General features: G+C 70.6%; 19 protein-coding genes. 10 read left to right on the top strand and 9 right to left on the bottom strand.

Going from position 1 to position 17,772, the window contains the following annotated elements; translation table 11 throughout:
* Nucleotides 1-156 precede the first annotated feature (156 nt).
* On the top strand, nt 157-363 hold the full coding sequence (locus C4V41_RS66440; RefSeq protein WP_225289212.1) for an OB-fold nucleic acid binding domain-containing protein: 207 nt from the start codon (nt 157-159) through the stop codon (nt 361-363).
* Nucleotides 364-367: 4 nt separating this feature from the next.
* Nucleotides 368-1,039 carry a DUF3159 domain-containing protein gene (locus C4V41_RS09570; protein ID WP_235030002.1) on the top strand — a complete coding sequence of 224 codons (672 nt, stop codon included), beginning with the start codon at nt 368-370 and terminating at the stop codon, nt 1,037-1,039.
* Here the strand turns inward: C4V41_RS09570 and C4V41_RS09565 are convergent, their stop codons facing one another.
* Nucleotides 1,040-3,253, bottom strand: a complete 2,214-nt coding sequence (locus C4V41_RS09565) for an HAD family hydrolase (RefSeq protein WP_103955392.1) — start codon at nt 3,251-3,253, stop codon at nt 1,040-1,042.
* A gap of 106 nt (nt 3,254-3,359) precedes the next feature.
* Between C4V41_RS09565 and C4V41_RS09560 the strand changes: the two genes are divergently transcribed.
* The 5 genes from C4V41_RS09560 to C4V41_RS09540 all read left to right on the top strand — a co-directional run bounded on the left by C4V41_RS09560 (nt 3,360) and on the right by C4V41_RS09540 (nt 6,899).
* Nucleotides 3,360-3,710: a PadR family transcriptional regulator gene (locus C4V41_RS09560; RefSeq protein ID WP_235030001.1), complete on the top strand. Its 351-nt coding sequence runs from the start codon at nt 3,360-3,362 to the stop codon at nt 3,708-3,710.
* 74 nt (nt 3,711-3,784) lie between these two features.
* Nucleotides 3,785-4,657, top strand: a complete 873-nt coding sequence (locus tag C4V41_RS09555; protein WP_103955390.1) for a hypothetical protein — start codon at nt 3,785-3,787, stop codon at nt 4,655-4,657.
* Nucleotides 4,658-4,677: 20 nt separating this feature from the next.
* Nucleotides 4,678-5,916, top strand: coding sequence for a 3-phosphoshikimate 1-carboxyvinyltransferase (aroA, locus tag C4V41_RS09550; RefSeq protein WP_103955389.1), 1,239 nt, complete (start codon nt 4,678-4,680; stop codon nt 5,914-5,916).
* A 92-nt stretch (nt 5,917-6,008) separates the two neighbouring features.
* Complete coding sequence (locus C4V41_RS09545; protein WP_103955388.1) at nt 6,009-6,242, top strand: hypothetical protein; 234 nt, start codon at nt 6,009-6,011, stop codon at nt 6,240-6,242.
* Nucleotides 6,243-6,464: 222 nt separating this feature from the next.
* Nucleotides 6,465-6,899 (top strand): hypothetical protein, encoded by a 435-nt coding sequence (locus C4V41_RS09540; protein ID WP_146103601.1) that lies wholly within the window; start codon nt 6,465-6,467, stop codon nt 6,897-6,899.
* A gap of 85 nt (nt 6,900-6,984) precedes the next feature.
* Here the strand turns inward: C4V41_RS09540 and C4V41_RS09535 are convergent, their stop codons facing one another.
* The 5 genes from C4V41_RS09535 to C4V41_RS09515 all read right to left on the bottom strand — a co-directional run bounded on the left by C4V41_RS09535 (nt 6,985) and on the right by C4V41_RS09515 (nt 11,527).
* Nucleotides 6,985-7,878 carry a YwqG family protein gene (locus C4V41_RS09535; protein ID WP_103955386.1) on the bottom strand — a complete coding sequence of 298 codons (894 nt, stop codon included), beginning with the start codon at nt 7,876-7,878 and terminating at the stop codon, nt 6,985-6,987.
* A gap of 133 nt (nt 7,879-8,011) precedes the next feature.
* Nucleotides 8,012-8,563 (bottom strand): EF-hand domain-containing protein, encoded by a 552-nt coding sequence (locus C4V41_RS09530; protein WP_146103600.1) that lies wholly within the window; start codon nt 8,561-8,563, stop codon nt 8,012-8,014.
* Nucleotides 8,550-9,071, bottom strand: a complete 522-nt coding sequence (locus C4V41_RS09525) for an NUDIX hydrolase (protein WP_103955715.1) — start codon at nt 9,069-9,071, stop codon at nt 8,550-8,552. The genes C4V41_RS09530 and C4V41_RS09525 overlap by 14 nt, the downstream gene beginning before the upstream one ends.
* The gene (locus C4V41_RS09520) at nt 9,068-10,114 is read right to left on the bottom strand and encodes a polyprenyl synthetase family protein (RefSeq protein WP_103955384.1); all 1,047 of its coding nucleotides are present in this window, start codon (nt 10,112-10,114) and stop codon (nt 9,068-9,070) included. Before C4V41_RS09520 ends, C4V41_RS09525 begins: the two co-directional genes overlap by 4 nt.
* 414 nt (nt 10,115-10,528) lie before the next feature.
* Entirely contained in the window at nt 10,529-11,527 is a 999-nt protein-coding gene (locus C4V41_RS09515; protein ID WP_103955383.1) for a helix-turn-helix transcriptional regulator, read from the bottom strand.
* Between the two features lie 125 nt (nt 11,528-11,652).
* Here C4V41_RS09515 and C4V41_RS09510 point away from each other — a divergent pair, with 125 nt between their 5' ends.
* On the top strand, nt 11,653-12,027 hold the full coding sequence (locus C4V41_RS09510) for a nuclear transport factor 2 family protein (protein ID WP_103955382.1): 375 nt from the start codon (nt 11,653-11,655) through the stop codon (nt 12,025-12,027).
* A 71-nt stretch (nt 12,028-12,098) separates the two neighbouring features.
* The gene (locus C4V41_RS09505) at nt 12,099-12,566 is read left to right on the top strand and encodes a hypothetical protein (RefSeq protein WP_103955381.1); all 468 of its coding nucleotides are present in this window, start codon (nt 12,099-12,101) and stop codon (nt 12,564-12,566) included.
* A gap of 93 nt (nt 12,567-12,659) precedes the next feature.
* Here C4V41_RS09505 and C4V41_RS09500 read toward each other — a convergent pair whose 3' ends face one another.
* Both C4V41_RS09500 and C4V41_RS09495 read right to left on the bottom strand, forming a co-directional pair.
* On the bottom strand, nt 12,660-13,319 hold the full coding sequence (locus C4V41_RS09500) for a potassium channel family protein (RefSeq protein WP_103955380.1): 660 nt from the start codon (nt 13,317-13,319) through the stop codon (nt 12,660-12,662).
* Nucleotides 13,319-13,984: a potassium channel family protein gene (locus tag C4V41_RS09495; protein ID WP_103955714.1), complete on the bottom strand. Its 666-nt coding sequence runs from the start codon at nt 13,982-13,984 to the stop codon at nt 13,319-13,321. Before C4V41_RS09495 ends, C4V41_RS09500 begins: the two co-directional genes overlap by 1 nt.
* 102 nt (nt 13,985-14,086) lie before the next feature.
* On the opposite strand from C4V41_RS09495, the gene C4V41_RS09490 reads away from it, so the two are divergent.
* Nucleotides 14,087-16,126 (top strand): APC family permease, encoded by a 2,040-nt coding sequence (locus C4V41_RS09490; protein WP_103955379.1) that lies wholly within the window; start codon nt 14,087-14,089, stop codon nt 16,124-16,126.
* Here C4V41_RS09490 and C4V41_RS09485 read toward each other — a convergent pair.
* Nucleotides 16,113-17,750 carry an alpha/beta hydrolase gene (locus C4V41_RS09485; RefSeq protein WP_103955378.1) on the bottom strand — a complete coding sequence of 546 codons (1,638 nt, stop codon included), beginning with the start codon at nt 17,748-17,750 and terminating at the stop codon, nt 16,113-16,115. The two genes, C4V41_RS09490 and C4V41_RS09485, sit on opposite strands and share 14 nt — an antisense overlap.
* Between the last annotated feature and the right edge of the window lie 22 nt (nt 17,751-17,772).

Genomic DNA, 17,772 nt, shown 5'->3' with positions numbered 1-17,772 from the left:
CGTGGGGGATTGCGCGGGTTCTTCAGTCGGCTGGCCACTACCCAGTCCGAGATCGAGGCCCAGGAACTCCGGGAAGACGCCGACGAGGTCGGCGCTACCCCCATCGTGTCGTGTGGCGGGCGCCGCCGCTTCTGCGTGGCGGGTACGCTACGTACGGTGACACTGCGTCCGCGGGGTGGCGCCCCCGCACTCGAAGCCGAGCTCTACGACGGGTCCGACGTGATCGATCTCGTCTGGCTCGGCCGCCGCAAGATAGCGGGCATCGAGCCCGGCCGCACGGTCAAGGCCGAGGGGCTGGTCAGCATGCAGGACGGGCGCAAGGTGATGTTCAATCCGCGTTACGAGCTGCGCCCAGGGAGTTGAGCCGGTGAGTGCTGAGGCAGAAGAGGTCGCCCACGACACTGTGGAGGCGGCGGTGCGAGCCCAGCTCGCCAAGGCGTTCGGCGGTGTGCGCGGCATCATCGAGGCGGCGGTCCCGACGATCGCGTTCACGGTGTCCTGGATCTCCACCGAAGATCTGAAGCTGGCGCTCATCGTCAGCGTCTCGCTGTCGGTGGTGCTGCTGCTGGTGCGCGTCGTGCAGCGCTCCACGCCACAGTTCGTGATCAACAGCTTGATCGGCATCGCGATCGGCGCCTTCTTCGCCAGCCGTACGGGCGACGCGAAAGACTATTTTCTGCCCGGCATTCTCTACAACGCGGGCTACATGGTGGCGATGCTGATCTCGATCGTGACCAGGTGGCCCGTCGTGGGCTTCCTGATCGGCTCGGTCACGGGTGATCCGACCGCCTGGCACAAGGATCCCGGCATCGTGCGGCTGTGCATGCGGCTGACCTGGCTGCTCATGCTGCCGTGCGCGGTGCGGGTGGCGGTGCAGGGGCCGGTCTACCTGTTCGGCGGTGGCGACGAGGCGGTGGCGGCGCTCGGCTTCGCCAAGATCGTGATGGGGTGGCCGCTCCAGGTGGCGGCGCTCGCGGCCATGCTCTGGGTCCTCGGCCGCGGCCGCACCCCGATCAAGCCTCCGGTGGCTCCCGCCTGATCAGGCCTCCTGGCGATCGGGGCGGCCTGGCCGCTCCGATCGGTCACGTGGCCGCTCCGGGTGGTCGCCGTGATCCTGGTCGTTCCCGTGGTCCGGTTGGTCTCGGTGGTCCGGTTGGTCTCGGTGGTCCGGTTGGTCTCGGTGGTCCGGACCGTGATCCGGTTGGTCCTCGTGATCCGAGCGATCCGAATGATCTGAGCGATCCGAGCGATCCGAGCGATCCGAGCGATCCGAGTGGTTCGAGTGGTTCGAGTGGTTCGAGTGGTTCGAATGATCTGAGTGTTCCGAGTGGTCCCGGTGGTTCGGGCGGTCTTCGTGGTCCGGGTCGAAGGCGGTGGGTTCGGCGGGCAGGGTGTAGCGGTCGCCGATGAGGCCGGCCACACGCCGGGTGCTCTCCTCCGGGGCGAGCTGCTCGGCCTGCTGTTCCAGGGCCGCCACCTCGTCGGCCAGCTCGGCGTCGCCCAGGCTGTCGCGGATCCACGTCGAATAGTCGCCCCTGCGCAGGTGGTAGAGCCACGTGTCGTCGTCCACGCCCTCCGCAAGCTCTACGAAGGTGAGCAGGTTCCTGGCGCGCAGGCGCAGCCGTCCCTCGGGGCCGGTGAAGTAGAAGCTTTTGTCCCTGTCCATGGTGCCCGCCGCGTATTTGCGCCGGTGGCGGGTGCGTTCGATGCGGGCTGGGGTCAGGGTGAGGTGCTGCGCGGACGGGTCGCCGACGGACCACAGGGCGATGTCGCCGTCCTCGGTCAGTTGGAGAGACGGGGGCCGTCCGCCTCGCGCCGCCGCGACGGCGGCCAGTGTCTCGGCCGGCTCCTTGCCCACCGCGATCGTGCCGGTCACCAGCTCCAGCGCGGCCGGGCTCAGGGCCTCGGGATGCACGGTGATCATCAGCAGCGCGCCCACGTCGCCGGGGTGTTTGAGGGGTACGTGGCGTACCTCGGCGGGCATCAGATGGTGGGCCTCGTCCAGGATGAGCCAGTGCGGGTGCCCGAGCTTGGCCCGCAGGCCGGTCAGGCGGGGCAGCAACTCGGCGAAGTAGGCGGGGCGGTCGCGGAGCTGCAGGCCGATCAGGTTGATCACCACGGTGCTGCCGGGCTGCTCCAGCACATGAACGACCTCGTCGACGCCCGGGACACGGTCGGGGTCGCCCAGCACGGTGACGCCCGGATATTCGGCGTAGTCGCCTTCCGGGTCCACGATCACGCACTGGTAGCCGGCGCCGATGAGCCGTTCGAGCAGGGCGGTGGTGGCGGTGGACTTGCCACTGCCCGAGGGTCCCACGACGAGCAGCCCGACACCGTACGGCGGCAGCCGCACCTCCACACCCTCGCCCGCATCCTCGCCGCCACGCGCACCGCCGTCCGTGCCCGCGTCACTGTCCGTGCCCGCGCCGCCGTTCGCACCGGTCTTGTCGTCCGCGCTGGCCCTGCCGTTCGAGCCGGTCTTGCCGGCTCCGTTGTTCGCGGCGGCTTCGTCGTTCCGGCCGGCCTTGCCGTTCTCGCCCGCCTTGTGGCCGAGGAGGACGTGGCGGCGGGGGATTTCGACCTCGTCCAGGTCGCCTCTCAGCAGCATGCCGGCGAGTTCGGTCACCCCCTTGCCGGCCGCCCCGTCGAGGCGGACGTCGGCGGCCTCCTTGAGCGCGGGCAGGGCGTTGGCCACGGCGGCGCCGCATTCGGCGGCGGTCAGGAACGCGTGGTCGTTCTCCCCGTCCCCGACCGCCACCGTGCCGCGCGGCGACAGGGCCATGCGGTCGAGGGCGGCCTCCAGGCCGGTGGCCTTGTTGACCCCGGGCGGCAGCACCATGACCGCGCCCTTGTTGTAGATGACCTGCAGCTCCAGGCCCAGCTCACGGATCGCGGTGAGCACGTGGACGTCGTGGGGCTCGCGCGTGGCGATCAGCACCCGGCCGACCCCGAGCGGGGTGACGCCCTCGGCGCGCAGCCGGTCCACCAGTTCGGCGGATGGCGGGTCGGCCAGGTCGTCGCAGGTGCGCTCGCCGGGGTCGTACAGGACGCCGCCGTTCTCCGTCACCACCTGGTCGAACAGGCCCGGGTGCGGGAAGACGGAGAGCAGGTCGTCCAGCTCGCGGCCGGTGACCAGCAGCAGCTTGACCCCTGAGCGGGACAGCCGTTCCAGGGCCTCGATCGCCTCTTCCGGCACGTGGCCGCGCTCGGCCAGAGTCTCGTCATAGTCGCAGGCCAGGACGTTGTAGCGCATGATCCTTCCCTACCCGGCGGCGGGCGTACATCCGGCGGGCGAGGTGAATGTGAGGTGAACTTTGCCACTTGCGCTTATAGACAGATCATCGGTATATATCGTTGTCATGAATACCCGATCGATGCAGGAACCGACGTTCCTGATCCTGACGGCGCTGGCGGGCGGGCCGCAGCACGGCTACGGCATCATCACCGACGTGCTGCGGATCTCCGGTGAGCGGGTGCGCCTGCGGGCCGGCACCCTGTACGCGGCGCTGGACCGGCTGGAAGGAGACGGCCTGGTGGCACCCGAGGGGGAGGAGATCGTGGACGGGCGGGCGCGGCGCTACTACCGGCTCACCCCGGCGGGCACGGCCAGGCTGGCGGCGGAGGCCGAGCGGCTGCGGCACAACGTCGAGACGGCCACGGGCCGGCTGTCACGACTGGGCTTCGTCCCGAACCCGGGGGGTGCCGCATGAGTTCCCTGGAACGGCGATACCGCAGGCTGCTGGCCTGATACCCGAAGGAGCACCGCACACGGCACGGGGACGAGATGATCGCGGTGCTGCTCGCGAGCGCCGAGCCCGGGCGGGAGCGGCCGGCCGTGCGCGACACGTACGACGTGGTGCGCGGTGGCCTGTCGATCCGCCTGCGCCACGCCGTCAGCCACGCCGTCAGCCACGCCGCCGGCCCCGGCGCGCGGCGGCACTGGCGGGACGCGATCGAGGTCGCGGCCCTCATCGCGCCGCTCGCGCTCTTCGCCGCCGCCCTCATCCGGGCCGCCACCTATGGCGCGTGGGCGATGCAGGGGCCGGTCGTGCAGGGGGAGGCGGCGCAACTGCTGGAGTTGGTGGTCTACGCGCTGCCGTACGGGCTGATGACGTTGCTCGCCTGGCTCGGCCGGTCCAGGGCGGCGGCCGCCTGCGCGGGTCTCTACGCGGTGCTGAGCGCGTGGTCCAAGGTGCAGCGGGAGCGCGACTGGTCCCCCGAATATGTGGTGACCGACGGGGTCATCCTCGTCATGGGGGAGCCCGTGGCGCTGGGCAGCATGGTGCTGCCTCTGGTCCTCTGTGCCCTGATGCTCGTCGCCGCACCGTCGCCTGGTCCTGCGGCGATCGGCACCCGGCGGCTGCTGGGCTGGACGGCCGTGGTGCTCGGCGGTTCGGCCGGAAGTCTGCTGATCTCATATGGATGGAGCTATCTGGCCGCCATCGTGGTGGCGGCGATGGCGCTGCGGTCGCCCGTCGGGCGGCGGGCGGTGGTCGTGCTGGTGCCGATGGCGGCGGTGTTCGCCGGCGGGGTGCCGGGGGCCGGTGACGTGGCCAACACGGCCCTGCTCGGCACCCTGGCCGCGGCGGTGCTCGGCGTCGCGGCGTGGCTGGCGAGGTCCGGCGGCAGCGCCCCGTCGAGGCCGGCCGAGCTCTAGGCTCCTCTACGCTCCTTGAGGTGAGTATCTTTCAGGTTCCAGGCTCGAAGTCCATCACCGCCCGCGCCCTGTTCCTCGCCGCCGCCGCGCGGGGTACCACGACGCTGCGGCGGCCGCTGCACTCCGACGACACCGAGGGCTTCGCCGAAGGGCTGATCGCGCTCGGTTACCGGGTGGAGCGCGAGCCTGGAGTCTGGACGGTCGAGGGCCGTCCCGAGGGGCCGCCCGCGGACGCGGCCGAGGTGTTCTGCCGCGACGGCGCCACCACCTCGCGCTTCCTGCCCGTCCTGGCGGCGGCCGGTACGGGCGTCTTCCACTTCGATGCCTCGGCCCAGATGCGCCGCCGCCCGCTCGGCCCCATCACCCGCGCACTGCGCGAACTCGGCGTGGACCTGACCCACGAAGAGGAAGAGGGCCACCACCCGCTGACCGTACGGGCGAACGGGGTCAAGGGCGGCAGCGTCACCCTGGACGCCGGGCTCTCCTCGCAGTTCCTCACCGCGCTGCTGCTCCTGGGGCCGCTCACCGCCGAAGGACTGGAGATCACGGTGACCGACCTGGTGTCGGCGCCGTACGTGGAGATCACTCTGGCGATGATGCGGCGCTTCGGGGTCGAGGTGCGGCGTGCGGGCGACACCTTCGTCGTGCCGCCCGGACCGTACACGGCCACGGACCACCTCATTGAGCCGGACGCCTCCACGGCGAGCTACCCGCTCGCCGCCGCCGCGCTCACCGGGAGCAGCGTCACCATTCCCGGCCTGGGATCGGGCTCGCTCCAGGGAGACGTACGCTTCGCCGAGGTGCTCGGACGGATGGGGGCGGATGTCGACATGTCCGCCGATACGGTGACCGTGACGGGAACCGGCCGCCTGCGCGGGCTCACCACCAACATGCGCGACATTTCCGACACCGTCCCCACGCTCGCGGCCATCGCCCCTTTCGCCGACGGCCCCGTACGGATCGAGGACGTCTACAACACGCGTATCAAGGAATGCGACCGGCTCGACGCCTGCGCCGAGAACCTGCGCCGGCTCGGCGTTCCCGTGACCACGGGGCGCGACTGGATCGAGATCCACCCGGCCCGCCCGCGCGCCGCCGAGATCGCCTGCCACGGCGACCACCGGATCGCGATGTCGTTCAGCATCACGGGCCTGCGCACGCCGGGAATCACGCTGGACGAGCCGGGCTGCGTGAAGAAGACGTTCCCGGGGTTCCACGAGGCGCTGGCCGGGCTGCGGGCGGAGTGGGGGCTCGGGTAAAGAGCTCCGGGCGCAACCCTTAACCACTTGATCCACTTCTGCGGGTACGAAGGCTGGCGAACGACCGCCTCACACCTCATCGGGGGATCACCATGTACAGAACCGCCGTCGCCGCCGTGACCATGACCGCCGCCGCTCTGCTGCTCGCCACCACGCCGGCCCTCGCCTACAACGATGACGACGACCACCAGGGCCCGTTCTACACCATGTGCGAGGGCGAGCTGCACGGCCTGATCAAGCTGCACGCGCCGGTCCTGGTGTGGTGGGGCGACGCCGACTGCGCCACCGACACCGACGACATCTTCATGGCTCACCTGGACGACTGAGCGATCTCGTACGAGCTCTTCGAGGCCCCTGGCCGGGTTACGGCGAGGGGCCTCCCGGCGTTCCTCGGCCGCCGCCGACCGCTCGGCGGGATTGAGTGGATCCTTAGCGGACACCCTGACCTGCCCGCGCGTACGGCCCGCGAGCGCCCTCAACGGAAGCTCAACAGATCCTCAACCCGGGGCGGCGCATGATCCGTGGGACGGATCACCTCGGGAGGGAACATGCGAAAGTTGATGATCGGTGCGGCACTCGCCACAGGGCTCGCGGTGCTGGCGGTGCCGAGTGCGGCGAATGCCGCAGGGCCCGGGTTCCTCGACTACAGTTGCGGACCGCGGGTCAGTCACGAGCGCGCGACGGCTGGGACGACGAAGCTGGCCAGCGCCCAGACCTCCTTCGGGTACGTCCATCTCGACAGGTCCAGGGCCCGGATCTACAAGGGACGGCACGTCTACTTCGCGCTGGGCGGCGGGCTCCAGAGCGGGGACAAGATCACGCTCGACTGGTCGGACACCGGCGGGCGCACCTGGCACGGCTGCTACGCCAAGCGCCGCGGTACCATCGCCACCGCCGGGGGCGTCGACCAGTGGGGCGGCCGCAGCTTCCGCGCCTGCGTCTACTCCGTCGGCCGGTGGGTGTGCACACCGTGGAAGAAGTAGTGCGATCAGACCGTGCGTGTTAGACGGGGGAGCCCGGTGCAGGGGTCACAGCCTTGGCGCCGGGTTCCTGGGCGACGGTGACCGCTCAGTTGAGGTAGAAAAGGTGCTCAACCGGGCGATCGGGGCAGGAACGGCACTCGAAGAGGTACACATCGCCCCCGCCCGACACCATCAGGTCGGGCGGGTTCTTCGCGGCCTCGGCTCGTTCGGACCTCGAAAGCCAGAGCTCCGGCCCGCTGTCGTCGTCGGGCCGGTCCTCCACCGGGAGCCAGGTCCGCCAGGACTCCCCGTCGAACTCGCGGCAGGCCACGGTCAGAAGATGGTGGACGGGCCGTCCGCACGTCTTGCAGCTGAACGAGGTCGTCGAGCCGTTCCATCCGCGCGGATGACCACCGACCTTGGTTCCGGGGGCGGTGCTGAGGTGGTAGAAGTACGACCACCCGGTGCTCTCCTCGACCCGCCGCAGCCGCTCGTCGATCTCGTTGCGCAGTTCCTGCGGGATGTCGTCCCAGTCGGGATATTCCGTCACCTGCTCGGGGTGCACCACGCAGGGGACGGGAACGTGGCCCTCGGGAGCGTCAGCGGGCACCGGGGGTGTGACGAGCACAGGGTGGACGTCCGCCGCGTTCCGCCAGCGCACCTGCGGCAGGGGGCTGCGCTCGTAGAACTCCTCCCCGTGGTTGAACGGGCACCACAGCACCTGGAGCAGGTCGCTACCCTGCGGGAACGACACACCGGGCGCGTCCGCCGCGTAGAGCTGCACGACCGGCACCATGGGCACGACGGCCTCGTGGCGGGTGGCGTCCTCCGTGCCGTCGTCGTTGTAGTGCTCCTCGGCGCACAGCGGCCAGGGCTCATCGGCCGGCCACCTCAGCGGTCCTCCGACGGAGCTGTCCTCGTACGACGGGGTTCCCGCACGCGGATGCAGGCGGAGAGCGTTTCTGGCGAGCGGCTTCAGCTCGGGTAAGAGTTCCTCCATGGCAACCGGCCGAGGTGGAGTATGACGGGCCACTGTTCACCGCTCCAATGATGTTCCGTTCCGGACGCGAGGACCTTACCGGCCGGCTCCGACATACTGACCGGGGCAGGGCTGCCGTCGCCGGTGGCGCGGGTCAGAAGGAGCCGAAGGTCCAGTTTCCCGGGGCCTGCGGGTCGGTGCTGAAATAGAACTCCTTGACCGCGTGGTGCAGTTCCTCGCGGCTGAGGTGTCCCTTGCGTCCGACGTCGAGCTTGTCGAACGCCTCAGCCGCCCGCGGCTGGTCGAGCTCGCAGATGGCGGTCAGCAGCCGAACGTATTCCTCCTGGGTGACCTGGTCGTCCCCATTCCCGTCGATGATGTCGATGTAGGCGTCGACCGAGGGCCGGAAGGCCGTGTCGTAGGTCTCGGGACGCTGGGCGAGCGCGCCGATGACGGTGAACAGTTCTTCCTTCGAGATCTTGCCGTCGCCGCCGAGATCGGCCGAGGCGATGCCCGCTTCCCAGAACTTGGTCCACTCCACGCGGATCTTCTCGGCCTCGGCCGAGCCGGGGTCGTAGCCGAACGCTTCGGCGCACCGGTTCCCGCTGCGGACGAAGTCTTGAAGTTCGAGGTATCCGCTTTCGTCTTCGTCCAGCAGGGCGAAATAGTGGGAGAGCTTGCGGGTCTGGAGGTCACTCAGCGACATTCCCGTTCCTTTCGTTCAGGTGGCGTTGGTAGAGGGTGAAGGCTTCGTGGATCTCGGGGACGAACGGCAGCCGGGCCGCGGCGTGGCGCAGGGCCTCTTCGTCCAGCCAGCCGATCCAGGCGAACTCCTTGGGGTTGGGCGCGATCTGGACGTCTGCGGGGACCACGGTCTCGTGGACGGCGAACCAGTACGGGCTGATCGCTCCCCGGCACAGGATCGTGAAGCAGGACCGTACCGGCAGGTCAAGCCCTATCTCCTCGCGGATCTCGCGGACGGCGGCGCGCTCGTAGGATTCGCCCGCCCGTACGCCGCCGCCCAGCATCGCGCCGTACATGCCGGCCAACCAGGGGGCGGTGCCGGGTCGCCGGTGGACCAGATAGCGGCCGTCGCCGTCACGGCAGACCACCCCCACGATCCGGTGCAGCAGGCCCAGGCGTACGGCGGTCGCGCGCTCCACCACGCCGAGAACGTGGTCGTCGGCGTCCACGTGGTCGACCAGTTCGCTCATGCGGGCCACCGCACCGCGCGCCAGGCCAGCTCTTCCAGCATGCCGGCGACGTGCGGCGGGAACGGCGCGGTGCGCAGGGAGTCCAGGGCGCGGCCACGGTACCGCCCGATCATCTCGATGGTCGCCTCGATGGCCCCGGTGGCCGCGATGATGGCGCGGGCTTCGGCCGCGCCGGCGGCCCCCAGCTCCGGATCGGCCAGCAACACGCCGAGGCGTCGCCTCTGCCCGGGGTCGGCGCGGCTCATGGCCAGCGCGATGGGCACGGTGGCCTTGCCCTCCTTGAGATCATTGCCGACATATCCGGGATCGCCCACGTTCTCCACCACGTCTTCCAGGTCGTCGCACATCTGGAACGCCTGGCCCAGCGGCAGCCCGTACGCGCTGCACGCCTCGAACACCGCCTCGCCGGCGCCGGCCGCGGCCGCGCCGATGTGCAGGGGGCGCTGGACGGTGTAGCTGCCGGTCTTGTACAGGTCGACCGTCAGGGCCTGTTCGAGGCTGCCGATGCCGTCGCCGGTGCCGCACAGGTCCAGATACTGGCCCACCACCAGCTCGGTGCGCATGAGGGTGAACATCCGCCGGGCTTCGTGCATCGTGCCGAACAGCTCGTCGGCCCAGTCGGCGCACAGGTCGCCCAGCAGCAGCGCGGCGTTCTCCCCGAACCGGGCGGTGCTCGCGCGGGGCTGGTAATGCTCGAAGGCGCGCTGGGCGGTGGGGTGCCCGCGGCGGATGTCGGAGGCGTCGATGACGTCGTCGTGCATGAGAGCGAACGCGTGATAGAGCTCCACCGCCGCGCCCAGGCGCACCACCACCGGGTCCTCGGGGTCGCCACCGGCCGCCAGCCAGCCGCAGTAGCAGTAGATGGGTCGCAGCCGTTTGCCGCCTCCGGCCAGGAAGTCACGCAGGACGCGGATGGGGATGTCCAGATGCGTGCCGACTTCGCCGGCGAGCTTGCCGCGCAGCGTCGTCTCCAGGAACGCATCCACCGTCGTCCGGAACTCGGCCGGCAGATCGGTCTGGCCGCGGGTGCTGAAAGTGGTCATGGCCGCCTCCTGCGTCTGCTCTGGTGGCCGGCGAAGGCTTTCCACCTGCTCGGGTCGTCGCGGAGGCGCCCACCTGGCCGGCGTGGTGCCGCGTACCCTCAGACGGCCATCGGGCCCCGGCCGACCGCTTGAACGTGATCCGGCCGAAGCGAAGCACGGGGTCCCCCTAGGTGCAATCACTCTCTGTATTGTAAACCTAACACAATGTATTCGAAAAGGGGGGCCCTCGGACCCACGACTCCTCCGCGATCGGGGGGCGTGGGGAAGCGGTGGGCTCGGCGAACGCGTGGTGTTTCGGCCGCGGGTTTCAGCACTCCCGCGTGACGCCGCCCCGCAGGTCCCGGAGCGCTGGGCGCGTTCGAGGATCTCTCCGAGGTCGGCCGTGACTCGGTCCGCCCTTCCGGGCTGATCCGGTCACTCCGCCCTATGGCCGGTGCCGGCGGCGTAGCGAGCGGCGGCCTCGGCCGCTCGGCGGGCCAGGGCCTGGCGGAGCTCGGCCGGGGCGAGGACCTCGGCGTCGGTGCCGAAGGCCAGCAGGACTTCGGCTGCGGCCAGGGAGCGGAAGTGGAGCTCGACGTGCACCCGCTCCGATCGGTCGCCGGCGTCGGGTGGCGGTCCGGCCAGGTCGGCTTCGTGGATGCGCAGGAACCTGGCCAGGACGTCCCGGTGGACGCTGACCGTGACGGACAGCGGGGCGGGGATGTCGTCGATGTGGCGGCGCAGGCCGTCCCAGACGTCGGCCAGTTCCAGTCCGGCGCGGCGCCGGACGGGCTCGTCGAGGATCACGGCCGACAGGGCGCGGTCGGTCCGGAAGAGTGCGGGCTCGCCGCGGTGGTCGGCGACCAGGTACCAGACGCCTGCCTTGTTGACCAGGCCGTACGGATCGAGGGTGTAGGAGCGGACGCGGCTGTCGCGGCCGTGCCGGTAGCGCAGGCACAGCCGCCGGTCGGTGAAGACCGCCTGCTGGAGCACGGCCAGGTCGGCGGCCGGGCCACCGGCGGGGCGGGCGGGTCCGCCGCGCCAGCGCACCGGGTCGATGAGGATGCGGCGGCTGGCCAGGTCGGCGTCGGGCCGGTGCGGGGCGGGCAGCGCGGCCATCAGCTTGCGCAGCGCGGAGCCGAGGGCCTGGCCCAGGCCCAGCTCGGTGTGAGCCTGGCCGGACAGCAGCACGAACAGGGCGCGGGCCTCGTCGGTGGTCATGCCGGTGACGTTGGTGCGGTAGCCGGGCAGCAGGGCGATGCCGCCATGAGGGCCGCGCACGGTGTAGACGGGTACGCCGGTCGCCGACAGCGCCTCGACGTCGCGCATGACGGTGCGTACCGACACCTCCAGCCGCTCGGCCAGCTCACCGGCGGGCAACCGCCCGTGCGTCTGCAGCAGCAGCATGATCGACAGCAGGCGCTCGGATCTCATGGCTTCGAAATGTATATGACAGCAGGTGACATATACCCACGTGACACTGCGGATGGACGAGCCACCGGGCTCCGAGCGTCCCCGGCGCCCTGTCAGGGACAAAGCACCATGGAAGGAACTGTGCTGTGACCGTAACGAACGCGTTCGCCCAGAAGATCGCCGAAGACTTCGTCCGCGCGTGGACCGGCAAGGACGTCGACACGGCGCTGAGCCTGCTCGCCGACGACGTCGTGTGCGAGGCCCCGAGCGGGACCATCGAGGGAGTGGAGGGCTACCGCCGGTTCCTCGAACCGTTCGCGAGCTCGATCGTCGGCGCGACCGTCACCGGCGTGCTGGGCGACGACACGAACGCGGCGGCCGTGTACACCGTCGACACACCCTTCCTGAAGGACTTCCGCGGCATCGACTACATCACCGCCGAGAACGGCAAGATCACCCGCGTGATCAGTGTCTTCGACCGGCTCCCGATGGCCCAGGCCAGGGGCGACATCCAGCAATGACCCGGCCCGCCTCGTGAAACACTCCGGCGGCCCGCATCGCCGGGTGTGAGGTGTATCGGCAGGACGGCTGTGTGCTGCGCGCCGGCCTGCCCGCCGGGTCCGGCGAGTACACCCTCACCGCGTCCCTGAAGCGGCAGGTCCCGCACTCGACGCTCACCACCGCCACCGAGTCGGTGTGGACGTTCAGGTCCGGCACCACGCCGGAGGAGCGGCCGCTGCCGCTGATGGCCGTCCGGTACGCCCCCGAAGGTCTCGACGACTTCAACCGCGCCAAGCCCGGCGGTACGACCCGCGTGCCGCTGTGGGTGGAGCGCAATCCCGGCTCGGACAAGGCGGGGGTGCGGTCGGTCCGGCTGGAGATGTCCACGGACGACGGCGCTCATTGGCAGCGGGTGCCCGTGGTGCGCGCCGGTTCCGGGTGGACGTCCGTGCTGCCCAACCCGGGTACGGCGGGCTTCGTCTCGTTGCGCGCCAAGGTGACCGACACGCGCGGCGCCGGGGTGACCCAGACGATCACCCGCGCGTACGCCGTGGGCTGACGGGGCCGGGTGGACGTGTTCGGCCAAGGCCCGGCCGGGCCTTGGCCGAACACGACGTCGATGCGAAGACCCCGCGGTGCGCCCCCGAAGGGCTCAGTGCTGGGAGAGGAGGTGGGCCAGCTCCTGCTCCACTTCCTGGCTTGCCACGAACAGCAGTTCGTCCCCCGCCTCCAGCGGGTCGTCCGCTGTGGGGACCAGGACGCGGCCCTCGCGGAGGATGGCCACCAGGGCAGAGTCCACCGGCCACGGCACCGAGCCGGCTCGCTGGCCCACCACCGGCGCGTCGTCGGCCAGGGTGAGCTCGACCAGGTTCGCCTGTCCCTGGCGGAAGGTCATCAGGCGGACCAGGTCGCCGACGCTGACCGCCTCCTCCACCAGCGCGCTTAGCAGGCGCGGCGTGGAGACGGCGACATCGACGCCCCAGGACTCGTTGAAGAGCCACTCGTTGTTGGGGTGGTTGATGCGGGCCACCACGCGCGGCACGCCGTACTCGGTCTTGGCCAGCAGGGAGACGACCAGGTTGACCTTGTCGTCGCCCGAGGAGGCGACCACGACGTGGCAGTTGTTGAGGCCGGCCTCGTCGAGGGAGGCGATCTCGCAGGCGTCGGCCAGGAGCCACTCGGCCCGGGGGACGCTGTCGATCTTGATGGCGCGCGGGTCGCTGTCGATGAGCAGGACCTCGTGGCCGTTCTCCAGGAGCTCGGCCGCGATGGAGCGGCCCACGGCGCCGGCACCGGCGATGGCGACGCGCATCACTCGTCCTCTTCCGGTGCCGCGGCGAGCACCTTGTTGATCCGGTCCATGTCGTTCTCGGCCGCGATGACGTGCAGGATGTCGCCCTCCTGCACCACCGTGTCGTCCGTGATGGTCACGGCCTCGCCCATGCGGTTGATGAAGGCCGCGCGGGCCTTGGCGCGCGCTTCGAGGTCGACGACGCGGGTGCCGATCCAGGCGGCGTTGGCGGTGACCTCGGCCAGGACGACCGTGCCCGTGGGGTCGCGCCAGAGCGGCTCGGCGCCCTCCGGCAGGATGCGGCGCATGATCTGGTCGGCGGTCCAGCGCACGGTCGCCACCGTGGGGATGCCCAGCCGCTGGTAGACCTCGGCGCGCCGCGGGTCGTAGATGCGGGCCACCACGTTGTCGACGCCGAACGTCTCGCGGGCCACGCGGGCCGAGATGATGTTGGAGTTGTCTCCGCTGGAGACCGCGACGTACGCGGCCGCGGACTCGATGCCGGCCTCGGTGAGCACGTCGCGATCGAAACCCACGCCGGTCACCCGCCGCCCGCGGAATCCGGCGCGCAGACGGCGGAACGCCTGCGGGTCGCGGTCGATGATGGCGACGGAATGGCCGCCGTCTTCGAGGATGTGGGCCAGAGTCGATCCGACCCGGCCACACCCCATGATCACTATATGCATTTCCCCCCGCACCTTCGCGGTCGGCCGGTTGCTCGACACCAGTATGGCCCGATAGGGGCGTGCCTCGTTTAACGGCTCTGCCTGGGGCTAGCATCTCGTTACGTGGCGAAGGTAACGGATCTTGTCAAACGCATGCTCGTGGGGCGCGCCCTGCGCAGCGGGCAGCTCCACGAGCAACTCCTCCCCAAACGGATCGCGCTTCCGGTCTTCGCGAGTGACGCGCTCTCCTCCGTGGCGTACGCGCCGCAGGAAATCCTCGTCATCCTGTCCCTGGCGGGCGTCTCGTTCTACGCCTACAGCCCATGGGTGGCCATCGCCGTCGTCGTGGTGATGCTCACGGTCGTGGCGTCGTACCGGCAGAACGTGCACGCCTATCCGAGCGGCGGTGGCGACTACGAGGTCGCGACCACCAACCTCGGCAAGAACGCGGGGCTCACCGTCGCCAGCGCGCTCATGGTCGACTATGTGCTCACCGTCGCGGTGTCGGTCGCCAACGGCGTCGACTACGTCGGCGCCACGATCCCGTTCGTGGCCCAGCACAAGCCCACCGTCGCCATCGCCATCGTCGTCCTGCTCACCGTGGTCAACCTGCGCGGCATCCGCGAGTCCGGGGCCGCTTTCGCCATTCCCACGTACGCGTTCATGTTCGCCGTCCTCGGGCTGATCCTCTGGGGCGGGTTCCGGCTGCTGCTGCTGGGCGAGGACATCGAGGCGCCGAGCGCCCACTTCACCATCGAGCCCGAGCAGACGAACCTGACGGCCTTCGCCGCGGCCTTCCTGATCCTGCGCGCGTTCTCCTCCGGCTGCGCCGCCCTGACCGGTGTCGAGGCCATCAGCAACGGCGTGCCCGCGTTCAGGAAGCCCAAGAGCAAGAACGCCGCCACCACGCTGCTCATGATGGGCCTGGTCGCGATCACCATGTTCGGCGGCATCGTCGCGCTCGCCCTGGCCTCCGGGGTGAAGATGGCCGAGCCCTCGGTGGTCGCCCACGACCTGCTGCGGCCGGACGGCACGCCCGTCGGCCCCGATTACTACCAGCAGCCGATCATCTCCCAGGTGGCCGACGCGGTGTTCGGGGGCGGGTCGCTGCCGTTCGTGTTCATTTCGGCGGTGACGGCGCTGATCCTCTTCCTGGCGGCGAACACGGCCTTCAACGGCTTCCCCGTCCTCGCCTCCATTCTGGCGCAGGATCGTTACCTGCCGCGCCAGTTGCACACCCGGGGCGACCGGCTGGCCTTCTCCAACGGCATCGTCATCCTGGCGCTCGGCGCCTGCCTGCTGCTGTGGGGGTTCCAGGCCGACGTGAGCCGGCTGCTGAACCTGTACATCGTCGGCGTCTTCGTCTCCTTCACGCTCAGCCAGACCGGCATGGTCATCCACTGGACCCGCCACCTGAAGACCGAGACCGACCTCAAGGTCCGCCACCAGATGCACCGCTCCCGCGTCATCAACTTCTTCGGCGGGATCATGACGGGGCTGGTGCTGGTGGTCGTGCTGCTGACGAAATTCCTGGTCGGGGCGTGGATCGTGTGCATCGCGATGCCGATCCTGTTCCTCATGATGAAGGGCATCCGGCGCCACTACGACAACGTGGCGGCCGAGCTGGAGATCGACGAGGACTACGAGCCGGCCATGCTGCCCGCGCGCAACCACGCGATCGTGCTGGTCTCGAAGATTCACAAGCCGACCATGCGCGCGCTCGCGTACGCCCGCGCCACCCGCCCCTCCAAGCTGGAGGCCGTCACGGTCGGCGTCGAGGGCCAGGAGGCGCGCAACCTGCAGGAGGAGTGGGAGCGCCGGGGCATCCCGGTGCCGCTCAAGATGCTCGACTCGCCCTACCGCGAGATCACGCAGCCCATCCTCGACTACGTCAAGACGCTGCGCAGGCGCTCGCCGCGCGACGTGGTGACGGTCTTCATCCCTGAATACGTGGTCGGTCACTGGTGGGAGCACCTGCTGCACAACCAGAGCGCGCTGCGGCTGAAGGCGCGCCTGCTGTTCAAGCCCGGCGTCATGGTGACCAGCGTGCCGTGGCAGTTGCACTCCTCCGACCGGCTCAAGGGCCGGCCGGAGCCGTTCGCGCCCGGATCGGTGCGCCGGCCCTGGCACGAGACGGCCAAGGACGAGGTCAGAACGCGCTGAGCAGGGCGCGCAGCCGGCCGGTGTCGCGCGCACTCCAGCCCGGCGGCGCGGCGACGGCGGCCCAGCCGTCCACGATGTTGGCGCCGTACCGGTGGCCGTGCCCGGCCGGCACGTCCAGCGCGGCCGTCATGTCCACCAGCACCTGCCAGAACGTCACCAGCGGGAACCAGTTCATCCGCGGGTTCACGTCCGGCCCGCGCGGGCCCTCCAGCCACGCCGGCCTGCGGTAGATCAGCCGCGGCGACCACCACACCACCGGGTCGGAGGCGTTCTGCAGGTAGACCACGCGCGGGCGCGGCCACGGGCCCGGCGGCCCGGCGAGGTCGCCGGGGTGCTGTGCGAATCTGGCGGTCCCGCCCGCCCGGTAGACCGGGCGCCACACGGGGCTGCCGCGGTCGCGGCCGGCGACGAGGTCGTTCCAGACGCGGTTGGCGTTCGGCGGGCCCACGAACAGCGCGCCGTCCGTCCTCGCCACCAGGTCGGTCAGGTCGTGGAAGGACTCCTCCAGCTCGTACGACCCCAGGCTCTCGCCCGACAGCACCAGCCGCGGCCGCGACCCGGCGGGCAGCCGCGACCACCGCTCGTGCACCGCGTCGAACAGCGCCCGGCCCGTGGCCGCCGCCTTGTCCCTGTCGACCAGGAACGACACCCAGCTCGGCAGGTACGAGTACTGCAGGGCGACCATGGCGGAGCGGCCGTTGTACATGTACTCCAGGGCGTCGGCGATGTGCCGGTCCACCCAGCCGGTGCCGGTGGTGCCGAGCACGGCCAGCACGGGCCGGCCGAACGCCCCCGTGCGCTCCAGCTCCCGTACGGCCAGGGCCGCCTGGTCACGGGGCGAGCCGGCGCTGTCGAGCCCGACGTACACCCTGATGGGCGCGGCGGCGGGCCGCCCCGAGAACGCGGCCAGCCGGGCGGGAGCGGCGGCGGTGCCGGTGAAGCGGCGGCCCTCCCTGCCCAGCGACTCCCAGCTCACGAGGGACCCGGGGGCGCCCGACACGTACGCGGAGACGGGTTTGCGCACGCCCGCGTGGTTGCTCTCGTTGGCGACCGACGAGACGTCGCTCACCCGGGCCAGGAACCCGTTGAACAGCACGTCGTTGGCGAACACCGCGACGAGCAGGCCGACGACGAGCCCGCCGACGGTGTGGCCGACGTACACGGGGACGAACCGGTCCAGCCAGGCGATCAGCTCGCGGCCGCCCAGCCGGACGAGCCGGGCGGCCACCAGGCCCGCCGCGAACAGGACCAGGGCCACGGCCAGGATCACCGGCGGGAACCAGGTGATCCGGGTGTCCATGCCCATGAGCGCCCGCAGGTCGCGCTGCCAGTCGTGGCTGTACCAGAGCGCCACCGCCACCAGCGCCGCGCAGCCGCCGAGCAGGACGCGCCAGGCGACCCTGCGGGCCCGCTCGGGAAGCCGGTAGGAGATCAGCGCCCGGCCCAGCGCGCCGATCGCGGCGCCGGCCGCGTAGCCGAGGATGCCGGTGACCGCGCCCATCACCCCCTGGTACAGCCAGGTGCGGGGCAGCAGCGACGGCGTGAGCGAGGCGCAGGCGAACAGCGTGGCCAGCAGCGTCCCCCCGAAGCCGAGCCGCCGCCGGACCACCCGCGACCTGTCCATGATGACTTAGAGTAGTCGGTCA

The organism is Nonomuraea solani (genome assembly GCF_900108335.1).
Taxonomy (GTDB): Bacteria; Actinomycetota; Actinomycetes; order Streptosporangiales; family Streptosporangiaceae; genus Nonomuraea; species Nonomuraea solani.
Note: the sequence above shows the minus strand (reverse complement) of the source record. Positions and strands in the feature narration are given on the sequence as shown.